Source organism: Streptomyces sp. CLCI03 (genome assembly GCF_053615355.1).
In genome coordinates, this window is record NZ_CM132132.1 from 2,183,017 (window position 1) to 2,196,612 (window position 13,596).

The 13,596-nt window shown below is 71.8% G+C and carries 14 protein-coding genes; 6 read left to right on the plus strand and 8 right to left on the minus strand.

From position 1 onward, the window contains the following. Positions 1-52: 52 nt before the first annotated feature. Positions 53-517, plus strand: a complete 465-nt coding sequence (locus tag ACWG52_RS09890) for a DUF3093 domain-containing protein (RefSeq protein ID WP_389809681.1) — start codon at positions 53-55, stop codon at positions 515-517. 53 nt (positions 518-570) lie between these two features. Here the strand turns inward: ACWG52_RS09890 and ACWG52_RS09895 are convergent, their stop codons facing one another. The 4 genes from ACWG52_RS09895 to ACWG52_RS09910 form a co-directional block, all read right to left on the minus strand. Continuing rightward, on the minus strand, positions 571-1,503 hold the full coding sequence (locus tag ACWG52_RS09895; RefSeq protein WP_453128483.1) for a hypothetical protein: 933 nt from the start codon (positions 1,501-1,503) through the stop codon (positions 571-573). 12 nt (positions 1,504-1,515) lie between these two features. Beyond that, the gene (locus ACWG52_RS09900) at positions 1,516-1,812 is read right to left on the minus strand and encodes a DUF4193 domain-containing protein (RefSeq protein WP_030008769.1); all 297 of its coding nucleotides are present in this window, start codon (positions 1,810-1,812) and stop codon (positions 1,516-1,518) included. A gap of 381 nt (positions 1,813-2,193) precedes the next feature. After that, positions 2,194-3,438, minus strand: coding sequence for a sensor histidine kinase (locus tag ACWG52_RS09905; protein WP_389809957.1), 1,245 nt, complete (start codon positions 3,436-3,438; stop codon positions 2,194-2,196). A 5-nt stretch (positions 3,439-3,443) separates the two neighbouring features. Beyond that, a complete protein-coding gene (locus tag ACWG52_RS09910) occupies positions 3,444-4,097 on the minus strand; it encodes a response regulator transcription factor (protein ID WP_030008767.1) in 654 nt (217 codons plus the stop codon). Positions 4,098-4,340: 243 nt separating this feature from the next. On the opposite strand from ACWG52_RS09910, the gene ACWG52_RS09915 reads away from it, so the two are divergent. Next, positions 4,341-4,520 (plus strand): hypothetical protein, encoded by a 180-nt coding sequence (locus ACWG52_RS09915; RefSeq protein ID WP_030713155.1) that lies wholly within the window; start codon positions 4,341-4,343, stop codon positions 4,518-4,520. 159 nt (positions 4,521-4,679) lie between these two features. Here the strand turns inward: ACWG52_RS09915 and ACWG52_RS09920 are convergent, their stop codons facing one another. After that, positions 4,680-5,483 (minus strand): inositol monophosphatase family protein, encoded by an 804-nt coding sequence (locus tag ACWG52_RS09920; RefSeq protein WP_389809689.1) that lies wholly within the window; start codon positions 5,481-5,483, stop codon positions 4,680-4,682. Between the two features lie 11 nt (positions 5,484-5,494). Beyond that, positions 5,495-6,649, minus strand: a complete 1,155-nt coding sequence (locus tag ACWG52_RS09925) for a ferrochelatase (protein ID WP_389809690.1) — start codon at positions 6,647-6,649, stop codon at positions 5,495-5,497. A 174-nt stretch (positions 6,650-6,823) separates the two neighbouring features. On the opposite strand from ACWG52_RS09925, the gene ACWG52_RS09930 reads away from it, so the two are divergent. Both ACWG52_RS09930 and ACWG52_RS09935 read left to right on the plus strand, forming a co-directional pair. Beyond that, positions 6,824-8,080, plus strand: coding sequence for an MFS transporter (locus ACWG52_RS09930; protein WP_389809693.1), 1,257 nt, complete (start codon positions 6,824-6,826; stop codon positions 8,078-8,080). Further along, positions 8,028-9,359 carry a D-arabinono-1,4-lactone oxidase gene (locus ACWG52_RS09935; RefSeq protein ID WP_389809695.1) on the plus strand — a complete coding sequence of 444 codons (1,332 nt, stop codon included), beginning with the start codon at positions 8,028-8,030 and terminating at the stop codon, positions 9,357-9,359. The genes ACWG52_RS09930 and ACWG52_RS09935 overlap by 53 nt, the downstream gene beginning before the upstream one ends. Before the next feature lie 12 nt (positions 9,360-9,371). Here ACWG52_RS09935 and ACWG52_RS09940 read toward each other — a convergent pair whose 3' ends face one another. Then, a complete protein-coding gene (locus ACWG52_RS09940; protein WP_453128487.1) occupies positions 9,372-10,184 on the minus strand; it encodes a hypothetical protein in 813 nt (270 codons plus the stop codon). A gap of 522 nt (positions 10,185-10,706) precedes the next feature. On the opposite strand from ACWG52_RS09940, the gene sepH reads away from it, so the two are divergent. Next, the gene (gene sepH / locus ACWG52_RS09945; protein WP_030713170.1) at positions 10,707-11,735 is read left to right on the plus strand and encodes a septation protein SepH; all 1,029 of its coding nucleotides are present in this window, start codon (positions 10,707-10,709) and stop codon (positions 11,733-11,735) included. Between the two features lie 53 nt (positions 11,736-11,788). Here the strand turns inward: sepH and ACWG52_RS09950 are convergent, their stop codons facing one another. Beyond that, positions 11,789-12,634 (minus strand): sulfurtransferase, encoded by an 846-nt coding sequence (locus tag ACWG52_RS09950; RefSeq protein ID WP_386120145.1) that lies wholly within the window; start codon positions 12,632-12,634, stop codon positions 11,789-11,791. Positions 12,635-12,810: 176 nt separating this feature from the next. Between ACWG52_RS09950 and ACWG52_RS09955 the strand changes: the two genes are divergently transcribed. After that, positions 12,811-13,596, plus strand: a complete 786-nt coding sequence (locus ACWG52_RS09955) for a VOC family protein (RefSeq protein ID WP_375937481.1) — start codon at positions 12,811-12,813, stop codon at positions 13,594-13,596.

Genomic DNA, 13,596 nt, shown 5'->3' on the forward strand with positions numbered 1-13,596 from the left:
AGACCTTACCCGCGCGGCTACCCACCGGTCGCCTCGTGGCAGGCTTGACCGCATGCAGCTCTCCACCGCGCACCACGACGAACGTCTGACCGCCCCCCGCTCCTGGTGGGGCATCGCCGTACTGGTCGGCCTCGCCTGCGCCTTGATGCTGCTGCCGCTGGGCACGATGCCGTTGCTGGTCGGGCTGGTCGGGGGCACCGCGCTGGCCGGTCTGGTCGTGAGTTCGTACGGTTCCGCGCGCGTGCGCGTGGTGGGCGGTGCGCTGGCGGCCGGGGACGCGCGGATCCCGGTGACGGCCCTGGGTGAGCCCGAGATCCTGGACGCCGAGGAGTCGCGCGCCTGGCGCACGTACAAGGCGGATCCGCGGGCCTTCATGCTGATGCGCAGCTACGTGCCGACCGCGGTCCGCGTCGAGGTCACCGATCCGGCCGACCCGACCCCGTACGTCTACGTGTCCACCCGCGAGCCGAAGGCCCTGGTGGCGGCCCTGCTCGCCGCCCGCGAGCAGGCGGCCTGACCGGCCGGTGGCATCGGTGGCCCGGCCGGGGCGGATCGCCCCGGCGGGGGACCTCAGCCCTGCGCGGAGGGATCCGCGGCCTCCAGTGCGATCCTGGTGGCCTCGGGAAGGGGCTGTACGGGCCGCTCCAGGGGCGGCAGGGAGTTCAGGGACTCCCAGGCCACGGCCCGCCTGCGCAGGTCACCACGGACCTTCTCGGCGAGCTTGCGGGTGTCCCGCCGGTTCATGACCGCGCCGACGGCGGCGCCCACCATGAACGGCATGAGGTTGGGCAGGCTGCGGAACATCCGCTTCATGATCTGCTGGCGCAGTTCGCGCTTCACCTGCCCGCCGAGCGCCGCGTTCAGCGTGGTCGGCTTGGTCAGGTCGACCCCGCGCTCCTCCGTCCAGGCGGTCAGGTAGGCGAGGCTGCGTTCCTTGACGCCGCCCTGGGGGCGTCGGCCGTACACCTCGTGGAGTTCGGCGATGAGCTTGAGTTCGATGGCCGCGACCGCTGTGATCTCGGCCGCCAGTTCCGCCGGCATGGCGGGCGGCACGGGCAGCATGGCCGCGGCGCCGATTCCCGCGCCCACGGTCGAGGTGGCGGCGCAGGCGCCCGAGACCAGCTTTTCGGCGAGCTGCTCGGGGCCGAGGCCCGGGAACTGCGCGCGCAGCGTCGCGAGGTCCCGAACCGGAACGCGCGGTGCGTTCTCGATGATCCTGTCGGTGACGTAGAGGGCGGCGTCCTTGACGCTTTCACCACCCTTGCGCACACCGTTCTTGACGGCTTGCATCCGACGAGCCCCGAAGCGGTGTCGGGACCCTTCGTCGGGATCGGTTTCCGACGGCACCGCCGGGGCGGTGCCGGAAGGTATGGCGATCGCCGCACTGGCGGAGCCGCCGGAAGCCCCAGGAGCCGTTTCCGGATCCATGGATGCCACCTGCGTCTCCGCCGGATCACCAGATTTCCGGAAGCGTCGCTTCCGAAAGGGTGTGGAGCCAGCCACGGCAGACGCCTATCAGTCGCAGTCGCGACAGATCGGCTGACCGTTCTTCTCACGTGCCAGCTGGCTGCGGTGGTGCACCAGGAAGCAGCTCATGCAGGTGAACTCATCGGCCTGCTTGGGCAGGACCCGGACGGCCAGCTCCTCGTTGGAGAGGTCCGCACCGGGAAGCTCCATGCTTTCGACAGAGTCGAATTCGTCCATGTCCGCGGACGAGGTCGACTTCTCGTTGCGCCGAGCCTTCAGCTCTTCGATGCTGTCGTTGTCGACGTCATCGTCGGTCTTGCGCGGGGTGTCGTAGTCCGTTGCCATTGTTCGCTCTCCCCCTCTGGGTGTTAGCGGTGTCTCAGCGCACGTAACGCACGAGAGGCCGGACTTGTGCCCGACCTGAGGCGGAGATTTTGCCTCACATCAAGGTCTGTTACTCAATCGACACCCAGCCGCCCGCCCGAAGGACGATTGGCTGGGATGACGAGCGGGACCGTACACGGTCCGAGGGCCGTCATGCACAAACGCCACCCCGTGTATTTCCCGCCATCCGAGGGGCCGGAAACCCGGACTTCCCGGGCTTTCCGGCCGCGCCGGAGTCACTGAACGCACATGGCCCGACACCGACCACTGTGATCGATCACACAGGACCGGTTGTTTTCACAGGGCAAGCATTCAGCCAAAAGCGAACACGGGGCCGGGGTCTCACAAGGGAAGAGTGACACGCATCACGAGGCCACCGCCTTCCCGAGGCATCGCCTGGATCCTGCCGCCGTGTGCGCGCGCCACGGAGCGTGCGATCGACAGACCCAGTCCGACACCCTTGTCGCTGCCCGTGCGCTCCGTACGCAGCCGCCTGAAGGGCTCGAAGAGGTTGTCCACCTCGTACGCGGGAACAACGGGACCCGTGTTCGATACCAGGAGGACCGCCTGATCGTGCTGGGCCTCGGTGACGACCTCCACCCAGCCGTCCTCCGGCACGTTGTACCGGACGGCGTTCTGCACCAGGTTCAGGGCGATCCGCTCCAGCAGCACCCCGTTGCCCTGGACCACGGCCGGCGCGCGCTCGCCGCGTATCACCACGCCCTTCGCCTCGGCCTCGCCGCGCACCTGGTCGACGGCGCGCGAGGCGACCTCCGCCAGGTCCACGGGTTTGCGTTCGACGATCTGGTTCTCGCTGCGGGCCAGCAGCAGCAGGCCCTCGACCAGCTGCTCGCTGCGCTCGTTGGTGGCGAGCAGGGTCTTCCCGAGCTGCTGGAGCTCGACGGGAGCACCCGGATCGGAGAGGTGGACCTCCAGGAGAGTCCGGTTGATCGCGAGCGGGGTCCGCAGCTCGTGCGAGGCGTTCGCGACGAACCTCTGCTGGGCCGTGAAGGCCCGCTCCAGCCGGTCCAGCATCTCGTCGAACGTGTCGGCGAGCTCCTTGAGCTCGTCGTCCGGCCCGTCCAGCTCGATCCGCCGGGTCAGGTCGGAGCCGACCACGCGGCGGGCGGTCCGGGTGATCTTCCCCAGCGGCGAGAGCACCCGGCCGGCCATCGCGTAGCCGAAGGCGAAGGCGATGATGCTCAGGCCGAGCAGGGCCATCAGGGAGCGGCTCAGCAGGTCGTCCAGCGCGTGGCGGCGCTGCTCCAGCGCGCACGCCTTCATGGCCGAGTTGAACTCGTCGTACGACTGGTTGATGCTCACCACGGGGCAGGTGGGGCTGGTGACCTTGACGTTCTGGCCGCCGACGATCTCGTACATGAGCGCGTTGCCCTCACGCAGGGCCTGCGCCGCCAACAGGTAGATGATCGACAGCAGCAGGATCCCCGCGATCAGGAACATCCCGCCGTACAGCAGCGTGAGCCGTATCCGGATGGTCGGCCGCAGCCACGGGAAGGGACCCTCGGGCTGCCCGGGGTCCCATGTCGGTTTCGGTGGCGCAGCCGGTGGCGCCGGGGTGGTTGCCACGCGCATCAGATCCGGTATCCGGAACCGGGCACGGTCACGATGACGGGCGGCTCACCCAGCTTGCGGCGCAGGGTCATCACGGTCACCCGCACGACGTTGGTGAAGGGGTCGGTGTTCTCGTCCCAGGCCTTCTCCAGCAGCTGCTCGGCGGAGACGACGGTCCCCTCGCTGCGCATGAGCACCTCCAGCACCGCGAACTCCTTGGGCGCCAGCTGGACCTCCTTGCCCTCTCGGAACACCTCGCGCCGGTTCGGGTCCAGCTTGATGCCGGCCCGCTCCAGTACGGGCGGCAGCGCGACCGTGGTGCGCCGCCCGAGGGCCCGCACGCGGGCGGTCAGCTCGGTGAAGGCGAAGGGCTTGGGCAGGTAGTCGTCCGCGCCGAGCTCCAGGCCCTCCACCCGGTCGCTGACGTCGCCGGAGGCGGTCAGCATCAGCACGCGGGTGGGCATGCCGAGCTCGACGATCTTCCGGCACACGTCGTCACCGTGCACGAGCGGGAGGTCCCGGTCGAGCACGACCACGTCGTAGTCGTTCACGCCGACCCGTTCCAGGGCGGCGGCGCCGTCGTACACGACGTCCACGGCCATGGCCTCCCGGCGTAGTCCGGTGGCCACCGCATCGGCGAGCAGCTGCTCGTCCTCGACGACGAGTACGCGCACGTCGTTTCCTTCCTCCGAGCCCAGAAGGGCACACGTGTATTGCGTCGCCCATCCTGCACGTTTCGGCCGTAAACCGGCTGTAAGGCGGCTCGTGGAGGGGCTGACGGGGCGGAAGTGAGGATTCCCTGGCCTGCCGAGGTTTCTGGGACCAGGGCGCAGGGGAGGACGAGATCACACCCCATCCACTCCCTGACGGCGGACAGCCACGCCGCCGCCGACCCACGAAGAGGGGGCGAACCCACCATGGACGCATTCACCGCGGGTCTCCTGCAGCGCATCAGGAACACGCAGTCGGACCTCAGGCACGCCCGCGAGACGGGCGACGACTTCCTCGCGGAAGTGGAACTGGCGGAGCTGGAGGATCTCCAGCGCCTGGCCGCCGAGCACGGTGTCCCCGTATCGGCCGCCGTACCCGCCTGCTGATCCCCCGATCGGCCGGCCCGCCGTACTCGCACGACTCCCGCACGACTCGTACACGGCTCCGAACGCACCAGGCTTCCGCACGACCCCCGCACGTTCCGCACGACCTCCGCACGACGTGGACCCCGGGCGCCCCAGTGGGCGGCCGGGGTCCACGTGCTTTCAGTCGTGCCAGGCGCCGAACTGCTCCAGCAGCGGCTGCAGCGAGGCGAACACGGCCGGCGTGGCGGCCAGGGTCAGCTCGCCCGAGGCCGGCTCACCGGGACGGCCCCCGGTCAGGGCTCCGGCTTCCCGGGCGATCAGGTCACCGGCGGCCAGGTCCCACGGGTTCAGCCCCCGCTCGTAGTACCCGTCCATCCGTCCGGCGGCCACGTCGCACAGGTCCAGCGCCGCCGAGCCGCCCCGCCGGATGTCCCGCACCAGCGGGATGATCCGCGCCGCGACCTCGGCCTGGTGGGCCCGCCGGGTCTGCACGTACGCGAAGCCGGTCCCCAGCAGCGCCTGGTCCAGCGGCGCCGCCGGCCGGCAGGCGAGCGGGGTCCTGCCCAGCCACGCGCCGCCACCGAGGACCGCGTGGTAGGTCTCCCCGCGCATCGGGGCCGCCACGACGCCCACCACGGTCTCACCGCCGTACTCGGCCGCGATGGACACGCCCCAGCTCGGGAGCCCGTAGAGGTAGTTCACGGTGCCGTCCAGCGGGTCGACGACCCAGCGCACCCCGCTCGTCCCCGGGGTGTCCGCGCCCTCCTCCCCCAGCAGCCCGTCCTCGGGCCGCCGCTCGGCGAGGATGCCGGTGATCAGCTTCTCCGCCGCGATGTCCATCTCGGTCACCACGTCGATGGGGCTGGTCTTCGTCGCCGCGACGGCCAGGTCGGCCGGGCGGCCGTCGCGCAGCAGGGCTCCGGCCTGTCGGGCGGCCTCCAGGCCCACGTCCAGCAATTCGGCCTTCAGCTCGTCGGAGATCACGGTCCCACTTCCTACGCGTACGGACTGTCCACGCCCGCGGCCGCAGGCCGGGGGCCCCGCGCCGGGCAGCAGCCCACCGCGCACAGGTCATGACTCTGCCCCAGTGTGCCGACCCAGCACTCCGCGGGCTTCTCCCCGCGCTCCCTGGCGGCCCGCTCCAGCACCAGCTCCCGTACGGCACCGGCGAAGCGCGGATCGGCGCCGACAGTCGCCGAGCGGCGCACGGGCAGGCCCAGCTCGGCCGCCTTCGCGGTGGCCTCGGTGTCCAGGTCGTAGAGGACTTCCATGTGGTCGGAGACGAAGCCGATGGGCACCATCACGACGGCGGGCGCGCCGGCGGCGTGCAGGGTCTCCAGGTGGTCGCAGATGTCCGGCTCCAGCCACGGGATGTGCGGGGCGCCGCTGCGGGACTGGTAGACGAGCTCCCAGGTGTGCGCGGTCCCGGTGCGTGCGGCCACCTCGTCCGCGATCACCTTGGCGACGTCGAGGTGCTGCTTGACGTACGCCCCGCCCTCGCCGTCCTCGGTGTGGTCCTCGATCGGACCGGAGGTGTCCGCGGCGGCGGTCGGGATGGAGTGGGTGGTGAAGGCGAGGTGCGCGCCGGAGCGCGCCTCCTCGGGCAGCTCGGCGAGCGAGGCGACCACACCGTCGATCATGGGTTCCACGAAGCCGGGGTGGTTGAAGTAGTGGCGCAGCTTGTCGACCCGCGGCAGCTCGACCCCCTCCTCGGCGAGCGTGGCCAGCGCGTCGGCGAGGTTCTCGCGGTACTGGCGACAGCCCGAGTACGAGGCGTACGCGCTGGTCGCGAGCACGGCGATGCGGCGGCGCCCGTCGGCGGCCATCTCCCGCAGGACGTCGGTCAGGTACGGGGCCCAGTTCCGGTTGCCCCAGTAGACCGGCAGGTCCAGCCCGTGCCCGGCGAAGTCCCCCCGCAGCGCGTCCAGCAGCTCGCGGTTCTGCCCGTTGATCGGACTGACCCCGCCGAACCCGAAGTAGTGCTGCCCGACCTCCTTGAGCCGCTCGCGCGGGATACCGCGCCCGCGCGTGACGTTCTCCAGGAAGGGCACGACGTCGTCCGGTCCCTCGGGGCCGCCGAAGGACAGCAGCAGGAGGGCGTCGTAAGGGGCGGCGGAGCCGCCGTCGGGGGCACGAAGCTGGTCTGACATGCCTCGAATCCTGCCACCCGGCGCCCGCGCCCGGGCAACGGACCCGGCCCGTCCCACACCTCGGACAGCAGGTAAGGTCACCCTTACTTCCTGTCGGTATTTTCCCCATGCGGGCGCCTTGTCGGCAGACGTAATCTGTGTGAGCCAACCACGTCCCTTACGGAGGGCACCACCTTGCCCAGTCCCTACCGCGCGATATTCGCGACCCCCGGCACCAAGGGGTTCACAGCCGCCGGCCTGCTGGGCCGGATGCCGCTGTCCATGGTGGGCATCGGTGTCCTCACGATGATCACCGAACTGGGCGGCAGCTACGGCCTCGCCGGCGCGCTCACCGGTACCATCGCGCTCTCCGCCGCGGCCGTGGGCCCGCAGATCTCGCGGCTGGTGGACCAGTACGGACAGCGCCGGGTGCTGCGCCCGGCCACCCTGGTCGCGGCCGCCGCGGTGACCGGTCTGCTGATCGCCGCGGCGAACGGCTGGCCGAGCTGGACCCTCTTCCCCTTCGCCGTCGTCGCCGGGTGCGTGCCCAGCGTCGGATCGATGGTCCGGGCCCGCTGGACGGCCCTGTTCCGCGACACCCCCCAGTTGCACACGGCCTACTCGTTCGAGTCCATCGTCGACGAGCTCTGCTTCATCGTCGGACCGCCGCTGGCCGCGACCCTCTCGGCCGGCTGGTTCCCCGAGGCGGGCCCGGTGGTCGCCCTCGTCTTCCTGCTGACGGGCGTGTGGTGGCTGACGGCCCTGACCGCCACCGAGCCGAAGCCGCATCCCCACGAGGAGCACACCGACCGGTCCTCGGCGCTGCGCTCCCCGGGCCTGCAGGTCCTGGTGGCGACCTTCGTCGCGACCGGCGCGATCTTCGGCTCCGTGGACGTGGCCACCCTGGCCTTCGCCGCGGAGCACGGCGACAAGTCCCTCGGTGGGGTGTTCCTGGCGATCTGGGCGTTCGGATCCTGCCTGGCGGGCATCGTCTTCGGCCTGCTGCACTTCAAGGGCAAGGCCGAACCTCGCTGGATCCTGGGCATCAGTGCGATGGCCGTGAGTATGATCCCCCTCCTACTGGCCGGGAACCTTCCGTTTCTGGCCGTGGCGCTCTTCGTCTCAGGCCTCGCCATCGCTCCCACGATGATCACCACGATGGCCCTGATCGAGGCGCACGTGCCACACGCGAAGCTGACCGAGGGCATGACCTGGATCAGCACCGGCCTCGCGGTCGGAATCGCGGTCGGGTCCTCCGTGACCGGCTGGGTCGTCGACGCAGCCGGGGCGCAGACCGGGTACGTCGTCTCCGTCTCGGCGGGAGTGGCCGCGGCGGCGGTTGCGTTCGCGGGATACCGCCGGCTGACGAGGCCGGCGCAAGGGGAGGTGCCAGCAATCGATGGGGACGGCGACAGCAGGGCAGAGCAGCAAGGAACGGACCGCGTGGCATAACTGGGCGGGCAACATCACCGCCACACCGGCCCGCACGGTGACCCCTGCCTCGGTCGGGGAACTCCAGGAGACGGTCCGCCGGGCGGCCGAGGACGGGCTGCGGGTGAAGGCGGTGGGCACCGGCCATTCCTTCACCGCGGCCGCCGCGACCGACGGGGTGCTCGTACGCCCGCAGGCCCTGGCCGGGATCCGGTCGATCGACCGGGCCGCGGGCATCGTCACGGTGGCGGCGGGCACGGTCCTGAAGGACTTGAACCAGGCCCTCGCCGCGGCGGGCCTGTCGCTCACCAACATGGGCGACATCATGGAGCAGACGGTGTCCGGCGCCACCAGCACCGGCACGCACGGCACCGGCCGCGACTCGGCCTCCATCGCCGCCCAGATCCGCGGCCTGGAACTGGTCACCGCCGACGGTCGGCTGCTGACCTGCTCCGAGAAGGAGAATCCCGAGGTCTTCGCTGCGGCCCGGCTCGGCATCGGCGCGCTCGGCATCGTCACCGCGATCACCTTCGCCGTGGAGCCGATCTTCTTCCTGACCGCCCGGGAGGAACCGATGGGGTTCGACCGGGTGACGGCGGAGTTCGAGGAACACTTCGCGGAGAACGAGCACTTCGAGTTCTACTGGTTCCCGCACACCGGCAACTGCAACACCAAGCGGAACAACCGCAGCCAGGGTCCCGCCGCCCCGCCCGGACCGGTGAGCGCCTGGATCGAGGACGAGTTGCTCTCCAACGGCCTCTTCCAGGCCGTCAACTCGCTGGGGCGCGCGGTCCCGGCCACCATCCCCTCCATCGCCCGGGTGGCCAGCCGCGCCCTGTCGGCGCGCACCTACACGGACATCCCGTACAAGGTGTTCACCAGCCCGCGCCGGGTGCGCTTCGTGGAGATGGAGTACGCCCTCCCGCGCGGGCAGGTCGTCGAGGCGCTGCGGGAGCTGCGGGCGATGGTCGACCGCTCGGGGCTGCGGATCAGCTTCCCGGTGGAGGTGCGGACGGCCCCGGCGGACGACATCACGCTGTCGACGGCCTCCGGGCGCGACACGGCGTACATCGCGGTGCACATGTACAAGAACACCCCGTACCACGCCTACTTCACCGCGGCCGAGGCCATCTTCACCGCGCACGGCGGCCGTCCGCACTGGGGCAAGGTGCACACGCGGGACGCCGGGTACTTCGCGGAGGCCTACCCGCGTTTCGGCGAGTTCCTCGCGCTGCGCGACCGCCTGGACCCCGACCGGGTCTTCGGCAACGACTACCTGCGGCGCGTTCTGGGGGACTGAGTCGGTCCGGTGTCAGGGCGCGCTCCGCCGCGCCGCCGGCTGCGAGGCGTCCGGGCCGGTCGTCGGGGCCTGCGACGTGGGGGGCGGTGACGAACTCGGGGTCTCCTTCGAGGGGGAGGCGCCGGGTGTCGGGTCCGTGGCGGCGCCGGGCTTCCCGGAGCCGGAGGGGCTCGGTCCGGGGCTCGGGCTCCGACCTCCCGACGAGGGCGAGGACGAGGGGCTCGGGGACGTTCCCGGCCCGGGCGTCGGCCCGCCCCTTTCCTCGCCGTTCTTCTCCTCGGCGCCCGGCTCCTGGTGGGGTGGGGTCGGCCGGTCCTGGCCGACCTTGCGGGTGCCTCCGGAGAAGAGCGTGCCGCCGCCGTCGCTGACGGAGGTGCCGGCCATGGCCTCGTAGGTGCCGAGTCCGCCGATGGCGACGGCGAAGGCCACGCCGGAGGCGACCGCGGTCCGCTTCCACCCGCGCACCCGGGTGCCGTGCACGGTGGCCTCGCCGAACTCCCCGGTGCCGAGCCCCGTGGCCGCGCTGTCCGCCGCCTTCGACCGCGCGCCGGGCGCGGGTACCTGACGACCCCTGGGTCGGGCTCCGGCGCGCAGCTGGTCGCCGGTGCGCCGGAAGAGGTGCTGGATGACGGGCCCGCCCGCGGTGGCGACGACGCTGACCACTCCGGCTCCGAGGATGGTTCCGTAGACGCCCATCTTCGAGGCGAGCAGGGCCGCCGCGACGGTGGCGAGGGAGGAACCGGCGACCTGGGCCGCGCTCAGGTCGAGCTTCTTCGTCTCCGGCTCGTCCTCGGCGTCCCGCGTCGCTTCCTGACCCCTCGCCATACCCGGTGCGTCCCGCCTCTCGCGCTTCTCCTCTGTCAGGAGTTACCGACCGCCGAGCGAAGCAGATAGTTCCGTTTCTGGTGATTATGTGAAGCAAGACACCCGAAAACGGACCACGGGCGCAGGTCGGACCCGATCGAGGGCAGGCCAACTCCCGCCGTCCGAGGAAAGTTCGGCGGCGCGGCGGTCCACCCAGGTGGCCCGAATGGAGTACTGTGGCGAGCCCTGGGGCCGTCCTTCCTTTCGGATGTCCGGACTCGGGAGAGGGGGCCGACGGATGGAACACGGCACTCAAAGACCGGTGATGCCGCGGTATTGCACGGGCGCCTGCTGCGCACAGTAACCGTTCGGTCACTGTGCGTGCCCAACAGGTAACCGTGCCATAACGGCGATCAAGGGCGCATGCCCGACACGCCGGTTTAACTCGGCAAGGTTGTGGCAGGCTGCACCCGGGCAGGCCACACTCGACTAGCGGAAGCAGCGACGCACGTGACGTCGGCAGGCACCACCCGGGAGGTCCCCATGCCCGAACTGCGTGTCGTGGCCGTCTCCAATGACGGCACACGACTGGTGCTCAAGGCTGCGGACAGCACGGAGTACACGCTTCCGATCGACGAGCGGCTCCGAGCCGCCGTCCGCAACGATCGCGCGCGTCTGAACCAGATCGAGATCGAGGTGGAGAGCCACCTCCGCCCCCGCGACATCCAGGCCCGCATACGGGCCGGTGCCTCCGCGGAGGAGGTCGCTCAACTCGCCGGCATCCCCGTCGACCGCGTACGCCGCTTCGAGGGCCCGGTGCTCGCCGAGCGCGCGTTCATGGCCGAGCGCGCCCGCAAGACGCCCGTACGCCGCCCCGGTGAGAACACCGGTCCGCAGCTCGGCGAGGCCGTGCAGGAGCGCCTCGGTCTGCGCGGGGCCGAGAAGGAGTCCGTCCAGTGGGACTCCTGGCGCCGTGACGACGGCACCTGGGAGGTCCTGCTCGTCTACCGGGTCGCGGGCGAGCCGCACTCGGCGAGCTGGACCTACGATCCGCCGCGCCGCCTGGTCGTGGCCGTGGACGACGAGGCCCGCTCCCTGATCGGTGAGTCGGAGGACCTGCCGGCGGCGCCGGAGCCGAGCTTCCCGTTCGTACCGAGGATCGCCAGGCTGCCGCGCGACCGGCCGCTGGATCGCGCCCTGGACCGGCAGCTGGAGCGGGTCGAACCCCGACCGGCGCCCGTACCGGAGCCGGAGGAGGAACGGGACACCCTCACCAGCCTGCTGGAGGCGGTCCCGAGCTTCCGCGGCGACATGGTGGTCCCGGACCGCACCGAGACCCCGGACGACACCGAACCGGAGGCGGAGGAGCCGCCGGCACCCGCCGCCTCGGCGGGCGCGGGCGCCGCGTACGCCGACGTCCTGATGCCGCGCACGGTGGCGGGCCACCGGGACCGCCTGACGGGAACCACCGACCGCCAGGCCGAGGCCGACGGGGTCCGCCCCGGGCGTCGGGCGGCGGTACCGAGCTGGGACGAGATCGTCTTCGGCACCCGCCGCAAGAAGCAGGAGTAGCGGCGGGAGCAGCGGGAGAGCCGCCGCCGGGTCCTGCCCGGCGGCGGTTCGGCCTACTGGGGGTCCGGGCCCGTGGCCACCGGGCGGGCCGGGTCGCCGGACCATTCGGACCAACTGCCAGCGTAGAGGTCGGACTCGATGCCGGCCACCTCCAGGGCCAGTACCTCGTGCGCCCCGGACACCCCCGAGCCGCAGTACACGCCCACCGCGGCCCCCTCGGACGCGCCGAGCGCCTCGAACCGGGTGCGCAGGACGTCCGCCGGCAGGAAGCGCCCGTCCGGACCGACGTTCTCCGTGGTCGGGGCCGACAGCGCGCCCGGGATGTGGCCGCCGACCGGGTCGATCGGTTCGACCTCGCCCCGGTAGCGCTCCCCCGCGCGGGCGTCCAGGAGCACCCCCGCACGCGCGCGCAGGGCCGCCGCGTCGGCGTCCAGCAGTCCGACCGCCCCCGGAGTTGGCTTGAAATCGCCCTCGACGGAAGTCACCCGATCGGCCGTCACCGCGCCGCCGGCCGCCGTCCAGGCGGCCAAGCCGCCGTCGAGGACCCGCACGTTCGGGTGACCCGTCCAGCGCAGCAACCACCACGCCCGGGCCGCCGCCCAGCCCAGTCCGCCGTCGTACACGACGACGGGCCCGTCCGCCCTGACGCCCGCCCTCCGCATGGCTTCCCCGAAGGCCTCCGGGTCCGGAAGCGGGTGGCGGCCGCCCGCCCCGGGCGGACCTGCCAGTTCGCGGTCGAGGTCGACGTACACCGCCCCGGGCAGGTGTCCTGCCTCGTAGGCGGGCCGCTGGTCAGGGCCGCCGAGCTGCCAGCGGACGTCCAGCAGCACCGGCGGGCGGGGGCCCGCCAGCTCGTTCCTCAGTTCGGCGGCGGCGACGATCACAGATTTCGCAGTCATGCCGGCCATCTTCCTCCCCGCCCGTCACGGGCGTAACAGCGCCGTCATCGACGGGCCGAACCGATCCGGTCAACTCCGTGCCGGGCCGCATTTATGCGGCCCGGTCGGGGCGCGCCGAGCCGCCGGGAGTGGAAGCATCAGCACCGGTAAGCGCCACGACGGAGGAGACGGCTGACATGACCGAGGCAGCGGAACCAACCCGGCGCACGCCCGGTACCCCGTGCTGGGTGAGCCTCATGGTGCACGGCCTCGGGACCACCGAGGACTTCTACGCCGACCTGTTCGGGTGGGAGTACGAACCGGGACCCGAGCAGCTCGGCCCGTACGTCCGCGCCGTGCTGGACGGCCACGAGGTGGCCGGGATCGGCGAGATGCCGCCGGACCGGCATCTTCCGGTGGCCTGGACGACGTACCTCGCCACGGACGACGCCGACGCGACCGCCGAGTCGGTCCGCGCCTGCGGGGGCACGGTCGCGGTGGGTCCGCTGGACGCCGGTATCGCGGGGCGCGTGGCGATCTGCTCCGACCCGCTGGGCGCGATCTTCGGGCTGTGGCAGGCGCAGAGCCTCATGGGCACCCGGCCGTACCGCGGGCCGGGGACCCCCGTGTGGAACGAGCTGGTCACCCAGGACACCTCGACGGTCGGGAAGTTCTACGAGCACGTCTTCGGCCACGAGGCGCAGACGCACGCCACGGCCTCCGACGACTTCGACTACCTGACCCTGCAGTTGGAGGGGCGCCCGGTGGCCGCCGTGCACGGTGTCGGCCGTTCGCTTCCGCACGACCGGGGGCCGCACTGGATGGCGTACTTCGAGGTGGAGGACACCGACGTGGCGGCCGCCCGGGTCGTCGAGCTCGGCGGACGTGTCGTCGACCCGCCCCGGGAGGGCCCGCGCGGGCGGCAGGCCACGGTCGCGGACCCGGAGGGCGCGGTCTTCGCCCTGGTGCGCCCGCGACGCTGA